Here is a 17,719-nt window from a genome sequence, read left to right as displayed (position 1 = left end):
GAGCGCGCCGCGCCCGTCACCGGGCCTTTGATGCAAAGCGCGCGGGCGGTTCTAGACATCGATCTTGCCGATGGCGAGGACAAGCGCGGCGAGGCGCTCGGCCGCGTTGGCCCGGCCCATGGCGCGGGCGGCGGCCGCCATCGCCTCCAGCCGGCCGGGCGCGCCGGCGAGGCGGGCGACCAGCTCGGCGAAGCTGTCGGGGGTGAAATGGCTCTGCGGCATCAGCACCGCGCCGCCGGCATTGGCGAGCGCGGTGGCGTTGGCAAGCTGGTCCTGGTCGAGCGCGCCGGGCAGCGGCACCAGGATGGAAGGCCGGCCGATCAAGCCGAGTTCGGCCACCGTCATGGCGCCGGAACGGGAGATGACCAGATGCGCGTTCGCCATCCGTGCCGGCAGGTCGGCGAAGAAGGGCTCGACTTCGGCCCGCACGCCGAGGCGGGCATAAAGGGCGCGCACCGCCTCGACATCCTCCGGCCGCGCCTGCTGCACGAGACGCAGCCGCCCGCGCAGGGACGGGTCGAGCGTCTCGACGCCGGCCGGCACCACCTCGCTCATCACCCGCGCGCCCTGGCTGCCGCCTGTCACCAGCAGGTCGATCGGCCCGCCCGGCGTCAGCGGCGCGAAAGGCACGGAAGCCGCCGCGATCACCGTGGGGCGCACCGGATTGCCGGTGTGCTGCGCCTTGCCGGCAAGAGCGGGCTTGCCGGCGCAGATGTCGGGATAGCCCGAGGCGATGGCGGTGACGCGGGAGGCGAGCAGCGTGTTGGCCCGCCCCATCACCGCATTGGCCTCGTGGATCACTGTCGGGAAGCCGGCATAATGCGCGGCGAGGATCGGCGGCACGGTGGGATAGCCGCCGAAGCCGACCACCACGGCCGGCCTCATCGCCCGCATCAGCCGGTAGCCCTTGAGGAAGCCCATGCCGAGCGTGAGCGCGGTGCGCGCCAGCGCCACCGGCGAGCGCCCGCGCACCGTCTCGGCCGGCAGCACGTGCAATCGCCGCGCCGGAAAATGCCCGGCATAGCGGGCGGCGCGCGAATCGGTGACGAGGTCGACGTCGATCCCGCGCGCGGCCAGCACGCCGGCCAGCGCCTCGGCAGGGAAGAGATGGCCGCCGGTGCCGCCGGCGGCGAGCATGACGAGCGGACGGGGGGCGGGTGCCATCGCCGACCTCACGCCGGCCGCGGCATCGGCGCGCCGAGCCTTGTGCCGAGCCGTTCCAGCTCGGCCAGCGTCGCCGTGCGCGGGCGCCGGCGCGTGAGGGCGAGCAGCATGCCCATGCCATAGGCCAGCGACAGCAGCGAGGAGCCGCCATAGGAGACGAAGGGCAGCGTCATGCCCTTGGCCGGCATCATGTGCAGGTTCACCATCATGTTGATGCAGGATTGAAGCCCGAACAGCATGGCTAGCCCGGCGGTGGCGAAGCGCACGAACGGGTCCTCGTCATGCATGGCGCGGGCGAGCGCGCGCAGCACGATGAAGGCGAACAGGCCGGCGATCATCAGGCACAGCACGGCGCCGAACTCCTCGCCCGCCACCGCGAAGATGAAATCGGTGTGGCCGTCCGGCAGGACGTTCTTGAAGCTGCCCTCGCCCGGCCCCTGCCCCAGCCAGCCGCCATTGAGGAAGGAGTTGATCGACAGGTCGATCTGGTAGGTGTCGCCGGAATCGGGGTTCAAGAAGCGGTCGATGCGCTGGGTGACGTGCGGCACCGTCTTGTAGGCGATGAACAGCCCCGCGGCGCCGATGCCGCCAAGGCCGACCACCCAGAGGATGCGCAGCCCGGCGAGGAAGAACAGGCTGCCCCACACCAGCGAGACCAGCATGGTCTGGCCGAAATCCGGCTGCATCACCAGCGGCGTCACCACCATGCCGAGCAGGCCGATGGCAAGGAACTGTCCCGGCATTTCCGGCCGCCGCACGCTCTCGGAGAATAGCCAGGCGGCAATGATGACGAAACTCGGCTTGAGGAATTCGGAAGGCTGCACGGTGACGCTGGCGATGGTGAGCCAGCGCCGGGCGCCCTTCACCTCCGGCCCGACCACCAGCGTCGCGCAGACCAGGCCGAGAAAGAGCAGGAACAGCACCAGCGCGATGCGCCTTATGTTGCGCGGCGACAGGAACGAGGTGGCGAGCAGGATAATGAGCGCCGGTACCAGGAACATCACCTGCCGGTTCACGAAGTGGAACGGGTCGGCAATGCCGATGCGCGCCGCCACCGGCGGGCTCGCCGCCAGCGCCAGCACGATGCCGATGATCATCAAGGCGGCGAGAGCGCCGAGCAGCAATCGGTCGATGGTCCACCACCACTCGCCGACGACCGTCCTTTCGGCACGCGATATCATGTACGCCACTCCGGGAAACAGGTTGCCGGAGTATCGGACGGTTAAGGTTGACGGGCGCTTAATGCCCGGGCGCGCGCCTCACGCTTCCGGCAGGGCGTTGACGAGGTCGCGGAAGGCGTCTCCGCGCACCTCGAAATTGCGGTACTGGTCGAAGCTGGCGCAGGCGGGAGACAGCAGCACGACCGCGTCCGGCAGCTTGTTCGATTCAGTTTGCAGCTTGGAGATGGCAGCAGCGCTTGCAGCGTCTTCTGCAGCCCGCGCCACCGCCACGTCGAGCGTCCCGCAGATCTCGAACGGCACGTCCTCGCCCAGCGTGGCGGCAAATTCGTCGGCCGCGACACCGATCAGGTAGGCCTTTCGTATCCTTGGAAAACAAGGCCGCAGGGGCTCGATTCCGCCCTCCTTCGGCCTGCCGCCGGCAATCCAGAAAATGTCGTCGAACGAGGTCAGCGCGCGCTCCGCCGCGTCCGCGTTGGTGGCCTTGGAATCGTTGACGAACAACACGTTTCCGATGGTGCGCACCTGTTCCATGCGGTGCGCGAGGCCGGGAAAGCTCGCCATGCCGGCCGCGATCACCTCCGGCGCGAGGCCGAGCGCGCGGGCAGCGGCATAGGCGGCGGCGGCGTTCTGCGCGTTGTGCGCCCCACGCAGGGAGCCTATGCCGTTGATTGAAAAAGTGAACTTACGCCGACCTCGCTCTGATTCGACAAGGTCGGCGCCATCGAGAAACACGCCGTCCTCCAATTTTTGCCGGACGGAGATCCGCGCGACCCGCTTGCCCGCCGCCTCGGTCCGGTCCGCGATGGCGCGCGACCAGTCGTCATCGACGCCGATCACCGCCGTGCCGCCCGCTTCCACCCCGGCGACGAGGCGTTCCTTCACCGCCGCATAGTTCTCCATCGTGCCGTGTCGGTCGATATGGTCGGGCGAGAGGTTGAGCAGCACGCCCACCGCCGGATCGAGGCTGGGCGCGAGGTCGATCTGGTAGGACGAGCACTCGATCACATAGACCCGGCCGGGCTTCGGCGGCTCCAGCCCGAGGATGGCCGGGCCGAAATTGCCGCCGATCTGCACGTCGCGTCCGCCGACCTTCAGCAGGTGAGCCAGCAGCGCCGTCGTCGTCGACTTGCCATTGGTGCCGGTAATCGCCGCGAAGGGCGGGCGGCGGGTGGCACGCCGCCGTTCGCGGCAGAACAGTTCGATATCACCGATGATCTCGACCCCGGCTGCCTGCGCCGCCTGCACCGTCCAGTGCAGCGCGGGATGGGTCAGCGGCACCCCCGGCGCCAGCACCAGCGCGGCGAAGCCGGACCAGTCCGCCGCACGCAGATCGCCAGTCGGGATACTCTCCGCCGCCGCTTTCTCCACTGAAGCGGGTGAATCGTCCCACGCCGTAACCGTGGCCCCACCGGCGATCAGCGCCCGGGCGGTGGCGAGCCCCGACCCGCCGAGACCGAAAAGGGCGACGGCGCGGTCCTTGAACGAAGTAACGGGAATCATGCGAGGCGACCTCGAACAAGACGCCCGGGGAAGCTCGCGCGGGCGTCACTGGCTAGCGCATTTCGCCGACCGATGAAATGATCGACGCTCGCCACGACAGCGTTTCCGTCTCTAGCCCGTGAGTTCGCCATGTCCGCCCTCGCCCTGCTTCCTCTCGGTTCGACCCTGCGGGTGCTGCGGCCCCATCCCAACGTCTACGCCTTCTATGACGGGCGCATCGATGGCGCGCGAGCGCATTCGGCGGCGCCGAACTGGCTCGATGACGGCGCCTATGCGCTCGGCGTGTGCGCCTATGCGGTGGTCGAGGGCACGGAGGCGCTGGTCTACGACACCCACATCTCGCTGACCCATGCGCGGCTGATGCGACAGACGCTGGAAGAGGCTGGCGTGACCTCGATCCGCGTCGTCCTGAGCCACTGGCACGACGACCATGTCGCCGGCAACGGCGCCTTCGCCACATGCGAGATCATCGCCCTCGACAGCACCGAGCGGGCGCTGGCGGCGAACCGCGTCGCGCTGGAGAATGGCGACCCACCGATCTTCCCGCTGGTGATGCCGAACCGTATCGTCACCGGTCCGACGGAGTTGAAGGTCGGACGGCTCGACGTGAGGCTGGAGCCGGCGGAGATCCACAGCCATGACGGGCTGATCCTGCTGTTGCCGGAACTGGGCCTGATGCTGGCCGGCGACACGCTGGAGGAGCCGATCACCTATGTCGCCGAGCCGGAGCGCCTCGGCGTGCATGTCGAGGAACTGAAGCGGATCCGTCAATGGGGCTATGCCCGCATCCTGCCCAATCACGGCGCGCCCGAGATGATCGCGGCGGGCGGCTACGGCCCCGAGCTGATCGACGCCACGATCCGCTATGTGAACAAGCTGCTGCACACCCGCATCGACATGGCGCTGGCCGACCAGGACCTGTCGACCTTCATCGCCGGCGACCTCGGCAGCGGCACGCTCACCTATTTCGCGCCCTATGAGGCGGTTCACGCCAATAATGTGAAGAAGGTGCTGGCGCTGCCCTGATATTCGGCGCCGAAGAGCCGGTGCGCCTCCGTGGCGACGTCATCCCCGGGCTTGGCCCGGGGATCCACACCTCTCACCGCAGCTTGAGCGTCGAGAGCCCGATCAGCGCCAGCACCACGGCGATGATCCAGAAGCGGATGACGATCTGCGGCTCGGTCCAGCCGAGCTGCTCGAAATGATGGTGGATCGGCGCCATCTTGAAGACGCGCTTGCCGGTGAGCTTGAACGAGATCACCTGCACGATCACCGACACCGCCTCCAGCACGAACAGCCCGCCAATCACCGCCAGCACGATCTCGTGCTTGGTGGCCACTGCGATGGTACCGAGCAGGCCGCCCAGCGCCAGCGAGCCGGTGTCGCCCATGAAAATCTGCGCCGGCGGCGCGTTGAACCACAGGAAGCCGATGCCCGCGCCGATGATGGCGCCGCAGATCACCGCCAGTTCGCCGACGCCGGCGACATAGTGAATCTGCAGGTAGTCGGCGAACAGCACATTGCCCGAGAGGTAGGAGATCATCCCGAAGCTGGCGGCCGCCACCATCACCGGCACGATGGCGAGGCCGTCGAGGCCGTCGGTGAGGTTGACCGCATTGCCCGCCGCTACGATGACGAAGGCGCCGAAGATGACGAAGAACCAGCCGAGATCGAGCAGCAGGTCCTTGAAGAAGGGGAAGGCCAGCGAGGACGACAGCGGGTCGCGGCCGACATGCATGATGAACACCGCTGCGCAGCCGGCGATCAGCCCCTCGATGGCGAGACGGGTCTTGCCGGAAAGGCCGCTATGGGTCTGCTTGGTCACCTTCAGATAGTCGTCGTAGAAACCGATCAGCCCGAAGCCGATGGTCACGAACAGCACCACCCAGACGTAAGGGTTGGACAGGTTGCCCCACAGCAGGGTCGCCACCATCAGGCCGGAGAAGATCATCAGCCCGCCCATGGTGGGCGTGCCCTTCTTGGTCAGCAGATGCGACTGCGGCCCGTCGCTGCGGATGGGCTGGCCCTTGCCCTGCTTGAGCCGCAGCATGGCGATGATGGCCGGGCCGAACATGAAGACGAACAGCAGCGCGGTGATGATCGCCCCGCCGGTGCGGAAGGTGATGTAGCGGAAGACGTTAACCGCCGGGACACTTCCCTGGAGTTCGGCGAGCCATTGCAGCATGGAGGGTCAACCTTCGGAAGGACGGGGCGGCGGGCCGGCACGCCGTCCCGGGCGGCAGGGCTGGCGCGGAATCGGGAGGAAGCGGCCATGGCGGCTCATTCGGACGTTTCCGCCGTTTCCGCAAGGTGTGCGGCGGGAAAACGCTCGATCAGGGTGCGCACCAGCGGGCCCATGCGGCTGCCATTGGAGCCCTTGACCATGATCGCGTCGCCGCCGCGGAGGTTCTCGGCAACGCGCGGCAGCAGCGCCGTCGCGTCCGGGGCCCAGGCGCCGCGCCGGCTTTCGGGCAACGCCTCCCACAGCGCCCGCATCAGCGGCCCGGCACAGAAGACGAGGTCGGCGGAAGCGGTATCGGGAACCAGGTCGCGGTGCATCGCCTCGCCGCGGGTGCCCAGTTCCAGCATGTCGCCGAGCACCGCGATCCGTCGCCCGCGCCCGCTTACCGGGGTGGTGCCGAGCACGGCCAGTGCGGCGCGCATCGAGGCCGGGTTGGCATTGTAGCTCTCGTCGATCAGCATCGCGCGACCGCCCTTCACCGCCAGCGGTGTGCGCACCCCGCGCCCGGGCGGCGGGCCGAGCGAGGACAGCGCCAGCGCCGCGAGGCACAGATCGGCGCCCGCCAGCTTGGCGGCGGCGAGCACGGCAAGCGCGTTCTGCACGATGTGGCGGCCGGGCAGCCCGACCTTAAAACTCACGCTCTGGCCCATGATGTCGGCCATGGCGGTTGACATGTGTGGCTGCAGACGGACGCGGGTGAGCCGCGCATCGGCATCTTCCGCCTCGCCGAAACCGATGATGTTGGTGATGCCCGCCGCCCGTGCCGCCGCCGCGAGGCGCGCGAAATGCGGGTTGTCGCGGTTCAGCACCGCCGCCCCACCCGGCTCGACGCCGGTGAATATCTCGGCCTTGGCGTCGGCGATCGCCTCCACGCTGTCGAACTGGGCGATGTGCACCGGCTCGACTGTGGTGACGACCGCCACATGCGGGCGCACCATGGCGACCAGCGGCGCAATCTCGCCCGGGTGGTTCATGCCGAGTTCGAACACGCCATAGGCGCTCGCCGCCGGCATGCGGGCGAGCGACAGCGGCACGCCCCAGTGATTGTTGTAGGACGCCGCCGAGGCATGGGTCGGACCGTCGGCGGCGAACGCCAGCGCCAGCGCCTCCTTGGTCGTGGTCTTGCCGACCGAGCCGGTGACGCCGACGATGCGGGCGCGGGTGCGGGCGCGGGCCGCACGTCCCGCCGACTCCAGCGCGCCCAGCACGTCGTCGACCGCCAGCAGCGCCACCCCCTTCGGCATTTCCCCGACGCGGGAGCGCTCCACCACGCTCAGCGCCGCACCGCGCTCATGCGCCTTGGCCACATAGGCATGACCGTCGCTGTTGTCGCCGTGCAAGGCAAAGAAGACGTCGCCCGGCTGCAGCGTGCGGGTGTCAATCGACACCCCGCCGATCTCGGCCGTCAGCCTGCCGCCAGTCGCCCGCGCGAGCGCGGCCGGCGTCCAGAGCGGAGAGGCAGCGGACGAGCCAGCAGCCATGGCGGTCATCTCCCGAAAAGCTCGACCGCGACGTCGCGGTCCGAGAAAGGCAATGTCCGGTCGCCGATAATCTGGCCGGTTTCGTGACCCTTGCCGGCAATCAACACCACATCTCCCGGTCCGGCCATGGTGACGGCGGCGGCGATCGCTTCCGCCCGGTCGCCGATCTCGGTGGCGTCGGGAGCGCTGGCGAGAATGGCGGCGCGTATCGTCGCCGGGTCCTCGCCGCGCGGATTGTCGTCGGTAATGATGACGATATCCGCCTTCTCCGCGGCGATAGTGCCCATGATCGGGCGCTTGCCGCGGTCGCGGTCGCCGCCGCAGCCGAAGACGACGATCAGCCGGCCGCTCGCATAGGGGCGCAGCGCGTCGAGCGCGTTGGCGAGCGCGTCGGGCTTGTGGGCGTAGTCGACGAACACGCCGGCACCGTTTTTCGTACCGACAAGCTCCAGCCGTCCCGGAACTCCCGTGAGCGCCTCCAGCCGCGGCAGCACCTCGCGCGCGGAGGCGCCGGTCAGCATGGCGAGGCCGGCGGCGACCAGAGCGTTGCTGGCCTGGAAGGCCCCGACCAGCGGCAGCTTGAGGGCGTGGCGTACCCCGCCGACCTCTACCTCGACACGCTGGCCAAGGCCTTCGTCGGTGCGCGCCAGCAGGGCGATGCCGGCACCGGCGGCGCCGATGCCGAGCACGTTCAGCTCATGCTCGGCCGCGACCTGCGCGACATGGCTGCCCTCCACGGTGTCGACCCACACCGCCGCCCCGCCGCCACGCGGGACGAGATCGCGGAACAGCCGCATCTTGGCGTCGAGATAGGCTTCCATCGTCGGGTGATAGTCGAGATGGTCGCGCGAAAGATTGGTGAAGCCGCCGGCCTTCAGCCGCACCCCGTCGAGCCGGTGCTGGTCGAGCCCGTGCGAGGAGGCCTCCAGGCACAGATGCGTCACTCCCTCGACCGCCAGCGCGTGAAGGGTGCGGTGCAGTTCGATCGGGTCGGGCGTGGTCAGCGCGCCATAGACAGCGCCGGAAGGAGCGACGACGCCGAGCGTGCCGAGGCTGGCGCTCGCATGGCCGAGCCCCTGCCAGAGCTGCCGGGTGAAGGCGGCGACCGAGGTCTTGCCCGAGGTGCCGGTGACGGCGGCGATGGTCTCCGGCTGGCGCGGAAAGGCCCGCGCGGCGGCGACCGCGACGGCGCGGCGGGCATTGCCCACCCGTACATAGGAGATGGCGGGATCGAGCCAGGCCGGCCGCTCCGCCTCCGCCACCACGGCGACGGCCCCGCGGCCGATGGCGTCGCGGGCATAGGCGAGACCGTCCGCCTTCGCTCCCGCCAGCGCAAAGAAAACGTCCCCCGCCCGGGCGCTGCGGCTGTCGAGCGCGGGTTCGCCGACAGCGATCTCCGGGTCGGCGCCGGCATAGTCGGCATCCTCGCCGATCAGGCCGCGCAAGGTCAGGCGGCGCGCGCAGTCGACAGTTGGTCGCATCCGGTCAGGCATTGGCGTCGTCCTGCGCGCCGCAACCGGCGCCTTCTCACGTCACTGTGCCCGCGCCAGCGTGGTGTTGGCGAGCAGGCTTTCGGCCGGCGGCACATCGGTGCGCGGCATGATGCCGAGCATCGGCCCGATGCGGGAGATGATCTTGCCTGTCGTCGGCGCGGCGTTCCAGCCGGCAGTGGCATAACCATAGGTGCCCTCGACCGCCTGCGGCTCGTCCAGCATCACCAGCACAAGGTATCGCGGATTGTCCATCGGGAAGATGCCCGTGAAGGTCGTAAGCAACCGGTGCTTGGAATAGCGCCCGTTGATGACCTTCTCCGCCGTGCCGGTCTTGCCGCCGGCATAGAAGCCGGGAACGTTGACCTTCTTGGCCGATCCCTTCTCCGCATTGAGGCGCAGCAGATAGCGGATCTTGGCGCTGGTTTCCGGCTTGATGATCGGCGTGGCGACCGCCATCGCCGCCTCCGGCGTGCGCTTGAGGAAGGTGGGGGGAATGAGGTAGCCGCCATTGACCAGCGCGTTCACCGCCATCACCGCCTGCAGCGGCGCGACGGCGAGGCCGTGGCCGAAGGCGATGGTGGCGGTGTTCACCTCGCCCCAGCGCTTGGGCACGATCGGCATCGCGCTCTCGGGCAGTTCGGTGCGCAGCCGGTCGAGCTGCCCGGCCTTGGCGAGGAACGCCTTGTGCGCCTCGACGCCCAGCGACAGTGCCATCTTCGCGGTGCCGATATTGGACGAGAACAGGAACACCTCCGGCAGCGTCAGCATCCGGTTCTCGGCATGGTAGTCGCGAATCTTGAAACGGCCGAAGTTGAGCGCCCCGCGCGCATCGAGCATCGAGTTGATGTTGTAGCGACCGCTGTCCAGCGCCATGGCGAAGGTCAGCGCCTTGAAGGTCGAGCCCATCTCGAACACGCCGGTGGTCAGGCGGTTGAGGTTCTTCGGGTCCAGCGAACGGGCCGGGTCGTTGGCGTCGAAATCCGGCAGCGAGGCCATGGCGACGATCTCGCCGGTGCGCACGTCGACCACCGTGCCGGCGGCGGCGATCGCCTTGAACTTCTCCTTGGCGTTGAACAGTTCGTCGCGCAGCACGTGCTGGACACGCAGGTCGAGTGCCAGTTCCACCGGTTCCTGCTGGCGGTCGGAAGCGAAGCCGGCCAGGTGCAGGTCGGCGAGCCCGCGCGTGTCGACCCATTTCTCGATGCCGGCAATGCCCTGATTGTCGATATTGGTCGAACCCAGCACATGCGCGCCGAGCGTGCCTCCGGGATAGACACGGCGGTTCTCGGTCATGAAGCCGATGCCGGGCAGGCCGAGATTGTGAATCTCGCGCTGCTGCTGCGGGGTGATGTCGCGCCGCAGCCAGACGAAGCCGCGGTCGGTGGAGAGCCGCTGGCGCAGTTCGTTGGCATCGAGGTCGGGCAGCACGGCGGTGAGCGCCTCGACCGCCTCGTCGACGTCGATCAGCCGGCGCGGCTCGCCATAGAGTGAGGCGGACTTCACGTCGGTGGCCAGCACCAGCCCGTTGCGGTCGAGAATGTCCGGCCGCGCCGATGCGACGGCGTCGGTGGCGGTGACGCGGCGCGCTACCGCTCCTTCGGGCGCCGAGGCGAGGATGGCAAGGCGCCCGGCGATGGCGAGATAGACGCCGGCAAAGACCATCATGCACAGCACGATGCGCGCCCGCGCCACTTCGTGCGCTTCCGGGCGGCCCCGGCCGAAGGCGGCGCGAACGATGGCAAGGACGCCGCGCGGCAGCCACAGCGGCAGGCGCAGCAGTCCTCGGCCGAGGCGGAAGACGAAGGTGCCGGAAGAGATATTCATGGTGCGACCTCCGGGATTCACTGGCCGACATCGCCGGGCGGGAGCATTGGAACGCCCGCGACGGGATCAAGCGGCATGCCGAGCACGCCCTGCGGTCCGGCCAGGCTGCGGCGCGGCGCGCCCATCGTGCCGGCCGACGGCATGGCCGAGAGCGGCAGCGGCTCGGCGGAGAAGGGCTCCTCGGGCAGCGGGGCGTCGTCGGGAAGACGGGCCGCCGGCGTGCTGCGCGCGGGCTTGGAAGGCTTGGGTGCCACCTCATGCGGCGGCGGGGACAGCGAGGGGCCGTCGACCAGCGCCTCGATCATGCCCCCGAGCGCGTCGCCGCCGGCCGCCGGCTTGGCCGGCAGGCTGGCGAGGCGGTCCATGTGGTCGACATCGAGCGGCTGCATGTCGAGATGCTTCTCCGCCAGCGCCTGGACGCGGTCCGGCGCGGTGCGGCGGGCCCATTCGGCATGCAGGATGGCGATGCGGTCGCGCTCGGTCCGGATTTCGGTCCGCAGCTTGGCGATCTCCTGCGCCTCGAACGCCGAGGAATATTTGACGTGATAGACGGTGCCGGCGGCGGCGAGCAGCGCGATGACCGAGACGGCATTGAGTACGCGGAACATGTCTCGACCTCAGCGGCGGCGGTGGGCGTCAAGGACGGGCAAAGGCGGCAGCAGCGAGCTGAGGTCGCCATAGGGATGCGCCGGCGCCGGGGTGCGGGCGGCGGCGCGCAGCTTGGCGGAGCGAGCGCGGGGATTGACCGCGCGCTCCTCCTCGCCGGGCTCGACCGCGCCGCGCGCCACCAGCGTGAAGCTCGGCGCCGCGCCCGCCACCGCCGGCAGATGGCGCGAGCCGGAGGCGACCTTGGCGCGGTTGGCGAGGAAATTCTTGACGATGCGGTCTTCCAGCGAATGAAAGGTCACCACCACCAGCCGACCGCCGGGCTTCAGGATGCGCTCGGCGGCGGCGAGGGCGCGGGCGAGCTCACCCAATTCGTCATTCACCGCGATGCGTAGCGCCTGGAAGGTGCGGGTCGCCGGGTGCGGCTCGTGCGGCTTGGCCCACACCACCTTGGCGACGATGTCGGCAAGCTGCAGCGTGCGCTCGATCGGCGCCTCGGCCCGCGCGGCAAGGATGGCCTTCGCCACCGCGCGGGAATGCCGTTCCTCGCCAAAGCGGTAAATGAGATTGGCCAGCTCGGTGTCGGAGAGCTTCGCCACCAGGTCGGCGGCGGACGGCCCGTCCTGTGACATGCGCATGTCGAGCGGCCCGTCGCGGCGAAAGGAGAAGCCGCGCTCGCCCTCGTCGATCTGCATCGAGGAGACGCCGATGTCGAGCACAACGCCGTCGACCAGGGGCACGCCGGCCGCCAGCGCCACCTCGTCGAGGGCGCTGAAGCGTTCCTGCACCAGCGTCAGCCGGCCGCCGCTCGCGTCGACCAGCGCCTGCCCTTCGCGGATAGCGTTGGGATCGCGGTCGATGGCGATCACCCGGCACGCCGCGGCGTCGAGAATGGCGCGCGTATAGCCGCCGGCGCCGAAGGTGCCGTCGACATAGACGCCGCCTTCCTTCGGGGCGAGATATTCAAGGACTTCCGTCAACAGGACAGGCAGATGGCGGGCCGGTCCGCCGGCAGCGTCCGTCTCCGAACCGCCGCGACCCGCCATCATGCCCCGTCGGCGCGGGAATCCCGCGTCGCCCCCTGGGAGCCGATCTCCTGCTTCAACGCGCGCACTTTCGCGGTGGCCTCCGCCAGATGCGCCCGGAAGCGACCGGGCTCCCAGATCCGAAAATGATCCCCGAGGCCGACGAGCACGGCCTCGTCCTTGATCTGCGCATGGACCTTCAGCGCTTCGCCCAGCATCACGCGGCCCTCCGGATCGAGTTTCACCATCTCGATCGCCCCATAGAGCGCGCCCGCCAGTTCCTCGCGCGCTTCCGAATAGGGCGGATAGCGTGCGATCAGGGTGTCGATCCCAGCCATCAGCCGCGCGCCCCCCGCCTGCAGGGCGGGCAGATCGAGCGCCGGATGGCAGTACAGATGCTCCAGCCCGTCCCGTGCCAGAAGTGCGCGGTACGGCGCCGGGATCGACATCCGGCCCTTGGAATCGAGCCGCATCGGGTAGGTCGATACGAAACGTTCCATCGGCCCGGTACGCTCCTACGCAAACACACATCCCTGCGCGTGCCCTCACGGGCCCCGCACCGCACAGGCAACGCCCGTCGACAGGCGCCGGAAAGGCGCCATCGGCATTGCTTACGCGGTACTGCAACGGGATGATCTGGGATACCATGGGACACAATGGGCGTCAATGGAATGACCGTTGCGAATCCACGCCCCGCGGACGTTTCGCAAGGCTGATTCCGCCGCGGTCGGCGATGGGCGATTAACGCCCCATGAACCTTAAGAATCTGTTGAATCGGCCTCGCGCCGGGCTTAGCTCGTGGCCATGACCCACACGCCCGACGCTTTCCCGCCTGACTCGCCGCTGGTCGCGGCCGTCCTCCCCTCGCCGAACCACGGCGCGCGGATCGGCGTCGACCGCCCGGACATGCTGCTGCTGCACTACACCGGCATGGAATCGACCACGGAAGCGCTCGCCTGGCTGCGCGCGCCGGAGCGCCAGGTCTCGGCGCATTATGTGGTGCTGGAAGACGGGCGCATCCTCCAGCTGGTACCGGAGGCGCGCCGCGCCTGGCATGCGGGGGCCGGCTTCTGGGCAGGCGCCAGCGATATCAATTCCCTGTCGATCGGCATCGAGATCGCCAATCCCGGTCATGATTTCGGCTATCCACCGTTTCCGGCCATCCAGATCGAAGCGGTCACGGCGCTGGCCAAGGACATCCTGTCGCGCCACCGCATCCCGCCTGACCGGGTGCTCGCCCATTCCGACGTCGCCCCCTCTCGCAAGAATGATCCCGGCGAAAAGTTTCCCTGGGACGTGCTGCACCGTTTCGGCGTCGGTCATCTGGTCGAGGAGGCGCCGCCGAGCGACGGGCGCTTCTTCATGCGTGGCGAGCACGGCCAGCCGATCGAGGCGCTGCAGGCGATGCTGGCGCTCTATGGCTATGGCGTGCCGGTGAGCGGCACCTATTGCGAGACCACCGAGGTGGTGGTGCGGGCCTTCCAGCGCCATTTCCGCCGCGCCCGGATCGACGGCATCGCCGACGTCTCGACGCTGGCGACCCTCTACGCCCTCTGCGCTTCCCGCCCGGAGCCCGGCACGGACCGGCGGCGGGACGACAACCCCGCCTGAAATAACGCCACGCGCATATTATCGGCAATCACCGACAGGATGCTGCGCAGGCCCCGCGCGACGCGCAACTTATGTTCCTGAACGCTGCGATTGCACCACATTCGGCCGCGAAGCCGCCGGGTTAGGGCGCGGGCACGTCCCGATTGCGGCTATTCCCGCAGGCATAGCGTCACATTCGAAACAGATTTAAATTGGCTTTTCCCGGCCATCGTCACCGGATGAAAAGGCCATCGTCGCGTAATGAACGTCTCCCGACTGCTCTGTGCTTCCCTCGGCGCCGCTCTCTTCATTGTTCCCACCTCGAACATCGCCAGTGCCAAATCGGTCTCCGATCGCGCTTCCCCACTCATCCATAAGTCTTCTGGGATTACCGCTGCTTCCGGCAAGAATAACCTGGTCGCCCTGGTAGACCGGGAGGCGCGCGCCCACGGTATCCCCATCGCCCTCGCCCGCGCTGTGGTCCGGATCGAGAGCAACTGGAAGATCCAGACCACCGGCCGCGCCGGCGAGGTCGGGCTCATGCAGATCAAGCACCAGACCGCGCGCGGCATGGGCTACAAGGGCTCGCGCGCCAAGCTCTACGAGCCCGCGACCAATATCGCATGGGGCATGCGCTACCTCGCCGGGGCCTATCGCCTCGCTGGCGGTGACACCTGCGGCACCGTGATGCGCTACCAGGGCGGGCATGGCGCCAAGCGCATGTCCTCGACGGCGCGCAGCTATTGCAGCAAGGCCCGCACCATCATGGCCTCGAACTGATCCGGCATGGCTGGCGCGCGCCGGTGGCGGGGGCGAATGAGTTGTGCGTGGCCCACGCCGCCGGCGCCCCCGGTCCCCTTCGCACCGGCGCACTTGACGCGGACGCTGCGCTCCCGCATGTGCTGGTCCGCCAGCCGGCCGGACGGCCGCGTCACCCCTCGGGGTGCCGAGGAAAGTCCGGGCTCCACGGAGACACGGTGCCGGATAACGTCCGGCGGGGGTGACCCTAGGGAAAGTGCCACAGAAATCAGACCGCCACGGGTTCGCCCGCGGTAAGGGTGAAACGGTGCGGTAAGAGCGCACCGCGCGTCCGGCAACGGAGGCGGCACGGCAAACCCCACCGGGAGCAAAGTCGTATAGGGGTGGCACGAAGCCTCGCTTCAGGTCCCGTCTTCGGACAGCCGCCCGGGTTGACTGCTCGAGGCGCCAGGTAACTGGCGTCCTAGAGGAATGGCCGTCACGTGGGAGAAATCCCGCCATACAAAACCCGGCTTATAGGCCGGCTGGCACCCTCTTCCCGCGCGCCATTGGCGCCGGGCGCCGGGCTTGCTACTGCTGCGCCTCCTGCCAGCAGAAGGAGCCCCGCCATGGCGATCCGCATCATCCTCGCCGGCGCCACCGGCTGGGTCGGGCGCGCCCTCGCGCCCGCCATCGCCGCCGCGCCCGACCTCGAACTGGTCGCCGGCATCGCCCGCTCCCAGGCCGGCGCCGATCTCGGCACCGCGCTTGGCGGCGCGGCCAGCGGCGTTCCGGTCTTCGCCAGCGTGGCGGAGGCCCTTTCCGTCCCGGCGGACGTGCTGATCGACTACACCAAGCCCGGCGTGGTGAAGGCCAATGCCCGCGCGGCGCTGGAGGCGGGGCTCGGTGTCGTCATCGGCACCTCGGGCCTCGGCGCCGCCGACTATGCCGAACTCGACGAGGTGGCGCGGGCACACGAGGCCGGGCTGCTCGCCGCCGGCAATTTCTCGATCACCGCGACCCTACTCAAGCGCTTCACGCTGGAGGCGGCGAAATATGTCGCCGATGTCGAACTCATCGACTACGCCTCCGCCGGCAAGCCGGACGCCCCTTCCGGCACCGGGCGCGAGCTGGCCGAAGCGCTCAGCGGCATCCGCCAGCCCGCCACCTCGCGCCCCGTCTCCGAGGTGGTCGGCGTGCCGCAAACCCGCGGCGGCGCTTTCGGCGAGGGCGCGCGCGAGGTGCGGGTGCACGCGCTGCGGCTGCCCTCCTTCGTGCTCGGGGTGGAGGCGATCTTCGGCGCGCCGGACGAGCGTTTGACGATCCGCCACGATGCTGGTTCCTCGGCCGCGCCCTATGTCGCCGGCACGCTTCTCGCCGCCCGCAAGGTGCGGGGCTGGGTCGGGGTGAAGCGCGGCCTCGACACGCTGCTCGACTGACCTCGGGCCGGCTTCAGTCCGCGCCGGCCTCCGCCTCCGGGCCGGGAATCGGGCTGGCGAATTCGCGCTCGGCGGTGAAGGAGCGCACATTGCCGGTCGACCCCGTCGGCGTGGTGTCGAGCCCCAGCCATTTCGCCAGCGGAATGCTGCCGGGCGGGAGAAGCCCGGGCGGGCGCGTCTGCGCCGGCTCGCGCGGCGCGGGGGCGACCGGCGCGGGCGCAGGATAGGCCGAAGCCGGATAGCCCTGTACCGGGTAGCTTTGCGCCGGATAGCCTTGGGTGGGGTAACCCTGCGCGGGCGCGGCCGGGTAAGGATCTGGCGCGTAGCCGCCATTGGCGTACGGATCGGCCGATGGTGGCGGCGTCAGCACCATCGGCGCACCCACGGTCGCCCTTGTCGAGGCAGGAATGGGCGGCGGGGGATCCTGCACATAGCCGCCATTGGCATAAGGGTCGACCGCCGGCGCCCGGCGCGCCTCCATCGGGCCCGGGCGTGCCGGGGCGAGGGGCGCGGCGCTGTAATCGCCGTCATAGCCTTCCTGCGCGTCGCCAGCCGGCTCGGTTTCCGGCGCCGACGACATCGGCCCGGCCGGCCACGGCGCACGCAAGGGCGGGGCTTTGTAGGGCGGCGCCTTGAACACCGGCAGCCGCGGCGGAATCGGTCGCTGCGCCAAGGGCTTGCAGGTGGTGCTGCCGGAGGTTCGGCGCATCAGGTCGATATGGATATGATCGTAGTGGTAGACGTTGGAGCCCGGCGCCAGTACCACGGTGAAGCGCTCGCAGGCGTCGGCCTGCACGGTGCGCAGGAATCCGCGCGCGTCAGCGCTGCCCTTCCAGTCCTTCTTCACCGAAATCTCGCGCCCGTCGGCCAGCACGAAGCCGCCGATATCGAGGCCGTTGCCGAAGGCGTGCTCGGAAATCTTGCCGGTCGCCGCGCCGTTCATCCGCCGGCAGGAATAGGACGACATCTGTTTCACCTTCACCACCGGCTGGCCGAACCAGGCCATGGCGGCAGGCTGAACGTCCTGCGTCATCCACTGGTCGACGGCCGAGGTCATCGGGCAGGCCAGCGTCGCGCGCGGCGCAACCTCAACAGATCCCTCGGAAAAAGCCGTGATGCGGAAGGCATGGTCCATGCCGCAGGTGCCGGCGCCGTTGATCGCCCGGTCCGGGACGATGAAGGCGGAGGGCTTCACGCGGCCCTCCGCCAGGCACCGTTCCTCAGCTTCCGAGCGCCAGGGTTCGCGCTGTTCGTACAGCCCGAACTTGCAACCGGAGAGCCCCAGAAGGACGAGCGGGGCTACGAGAAACCAGGATACGCCGCGCGTCATGGGCAGACGCTAGCGGCACTTGGTTGACAGCGGGTTAAGCCTGGTCCCGCACCGCAAAAAGGCCCGCGCGGGGCGGGCCTTTTCGTCGTCCGTGGCGGTGGCGCGT

General features: G+C 69.2%; 15 protein-coding genes and 1 other RNA gene. 5 read left to right on the top strand and 11 right to left on the bottom strand.

Annotation, left to right across the window (positions count from 1 at the left end; translation table 11 throughout):
• Positions 1–51: 51 nt before the first annotated feature.
• The 3 genes from murG to murD form a co-directional block, all read right to left on the bottom strand.
• A complete protein-coding gene (murG, locus tag KHC23_RS16395) occupies positions 52–1,164 on the bottom strand; it encodes an undecaprenyldiphospho-muramoylpentapeptide beta-N-acetylglucosaminyltransferase (RefSeq protein WP_246544689.1) in 1,113 nt (370 codons plus the stop codon).
• An 8-nt stretch (positions 1,165–1,172) separates the two neighbouring features.
• The gene (gene ftsW, locus KHC23_RS16390) at positions 1,173–2,345 is read right to left on the bottom strand and encodes a putative lipid II flippase FtsW (RefSeq protein WP_213373784.1); all 1,173 of its coding nucleotides are present in this window, start codon (positions 2,343–2,345) and stop codon (positions 1,173–1,175) included.
• A 78-nt stretch (positions 2,346–2,423) separates the two neighbouring features.
• Positions 2,424–3,845 (bottom strand): UDP-N-acetylmuramoyl-L-alanine--D-glutamate ligase, encoded by a 1,422-nt coding sequence (gene murD / locus KHC23_RS16385; protein ID WP_213373782.1) that lies wholly within the window; start codon positions 3,843–3,845, stop codon positions 2,424–2,426.
• A 129-nt stretch (positions 3,846–3,974) separates the two neighbouring features.
• On the opposite strand from murD, the gene KHC23_RS16380 reads away from it, so the two are divergent.
• On the top strand, positions 3,975–4,871 hold the full coding sequence (locus KHC23_RS16380) for an MBL fold metallo-hydrolase (RefSeq protein ID WP_213373780.1): 897 nt from the start codon (positions 3,975–3,977) through the stop codon (positions 4,869–4,871).
• A 73-nt stretch (positions 4,872–4,944) separates the two neighbouring features.
• Here KHC23_RS16380 and mraY read toward each other — a convergent pair whose 3' ends face one another.
• From mraY to KHC23_RS16345, 7 genes are all read right to left on the bottom strand, one after another.
• Positions 4,945–6,030, bottom strand: coding sequence for a phospho-N-acetylmuramoyl-pentapeptide-transferase (mraY, locus tag KHC23_RS16375; protein WP_213373778.1), 1,086 nt, complete (start codon positions 6,028–6,030; stop codon positions 4,945–4,947).
• 95 nt (positions 6,031–6,125) lie between these two features.
• Positions 6,126–7,568 carry a UDP-N-acetylmuramoylalanyl-D-glutamyl-2,6-diaminopimelate--D-alanyl-D-alanine ligase gene (locus KHC23_RS16370; protein ID WP_213373776.1) on the bottom strand — a complete coding sequence of 481 codons (1,443 nt, stop codon included), beginning with the start codon at positions 7,566–7,568 and terminating at the stop codon, positions 6,126–6,128.
• Between the two features lie 5 nt (positions 7,569–7,573).
• A complete protein-coding gene (locus tag KHC23_RS16365; protein ID WP_213373774.1) occupies positions 7,574–9,061 on the bottom strand; it encodes a UDP-N-acetylmuramoyl-L-alanyl-D-glutamate--2,6-diaminopimelate ligase in 1,488 nt (495 codons plus the stop codon).
• 39 nt (positions 9,062–9,100) lie between these two features.
• Positions 9,101–10,885 (bottom strand): peptidoglycan D,D-transpeptidase FtsI family protein, encoded by a 1,785-nt coding sequence (locus KHC23_RS16360; RefSeq protein WP_213373772.1) that lies wholly within the window; start codon positions 10,883–10,885, stop codon positions 9,101–9,103.
• Between the two features lie 17 nt (positions 10,886–10,902).
• On the bottom strand, positions 10,903–11,493 hold the full coding sequence (gene ftsL, locus KHC23_RS16355) for a cell division protein FtsL (protein WP_213373770.1): 591 nt from the start codon (positions 11,491–11,493) through the stop codon (positions 10,903–10,905).
• A 9-nt stretch (positions 11,494–11,502) separates the two neighbouring features.
• Positions 11,503–12,540 carry a 16S rRNA (cytosine(1402)-N(4))-methyltransferase RsmH gene (rsmH, locus tag KHC23_RS16350; RefSeq protein ID WP_373878494.1) on the bottom strand — a complete coding sequence of 346 codons (1,038 nt, stop codon included), beginning with the start codon at positions 12,538–12,540 and terminating at the stop codon, positions 11,503–11,505.
• Positions 12,537–13,016 (bottom strand): division/cell wall cluster transcriptional repressor MraZ, encoded by a 480-nt coding sequence (locus KHC23_RS16345; RefSeq protein WP_213373768.1) that lies wholly within the window; start codon positions 13,014–13,016, stop codon positions 12,537–12,539. The genes rsmH and KHC23_RS16345 overlap by 4 nt, the downstream gene beginning before the upstream one ends.
• Before the next feature lie 304 nt (positions 13,017–13,320).
• On the opposite strand from KHC23_RS16345, the gene KHC23_RS16340 reads away from it, so the two are divergent.
• The 4 genes from KHC23_RS16340 to dapB all read left to right on the top strand — a co-directional run bounded on the left by KHC23_RS16340 (position 13,321) and on the right by dapB (position 16,283).
• Positions 13,321–14,127, top strand: coding sequence for an N-acetylmuramoyl-L-alanine amidase (locus tag KHC23_RS16340; RefSeq protein WP_213373766.1), 807 nt, complete (start codon positions 13,321–13,323; stop codon positions 14,125–14,127).
• 240 nt (positions 14,128–14,367) lie between these two features.
• A complete protein-coding gene (locus KHC23_RS16335) occupies positions 14,368–14,886 on the top strand; it encodes a lytic transglycosylase domain-containing protein (RefSeq protein ID WP_213373764.1) in 519 nt (172 codons plus the stop codon).
• Positions 14,887–15,016: 130 nt separating this feature from the next.
• An RNA gene (gene rnpB, locus KHC23_RS16330) (RNase P RNA component class A) lies at positions 15,017–15,397 on the top strand.
• 76 nt (positions 15,398–15,473) lie between these two features.
• Positions 15,474–16,283: a 4-hydroxy-tetrahydrodipicolinate reductase gene (gene dapB, locus KHC23_RS16325; protein ID WP_213373762.1), complete on the top strand. Its 810-nt coding sequence runs from the start codon at positions 15,474–15,476 to the stop codon at positions 16,281–16,283.
• A gap of 13 nt (positions 16,284–16,296) precedes the next feature.
• Here dapB and KHC23_RS16320 read toward each other — a convergent pair whose 3' ends face one another.
• On the bottom strand, positions 16,297–17,478 hold the full coding sequence (locus KHC23_RS16320) for an extensin family protein (protein WP_373878493.1): 1,182 nt from the start codon (positions 17,476–17,478) through the stop codon (positions 16,297–16,299).
• Positions 17,479–17,719: the final 241 nt, after the last annotated feature.

The organism is Ancylobacter dichloromethanicus, from assembly GCF_018390645.1.
GTDB classification, from domain to species: domain Bacteria; phylum Pseudomonadota; class Alphaproteobacteria; order Rhizobiales; family Xanthobacteraceae; genus Ancylobacter; species Ancylobacter dichloromethanicus.
Note: the sequence above shows the minus strand (reverse complement) of the source record. Positions and strands in the feature narration are given on the sequence as shown.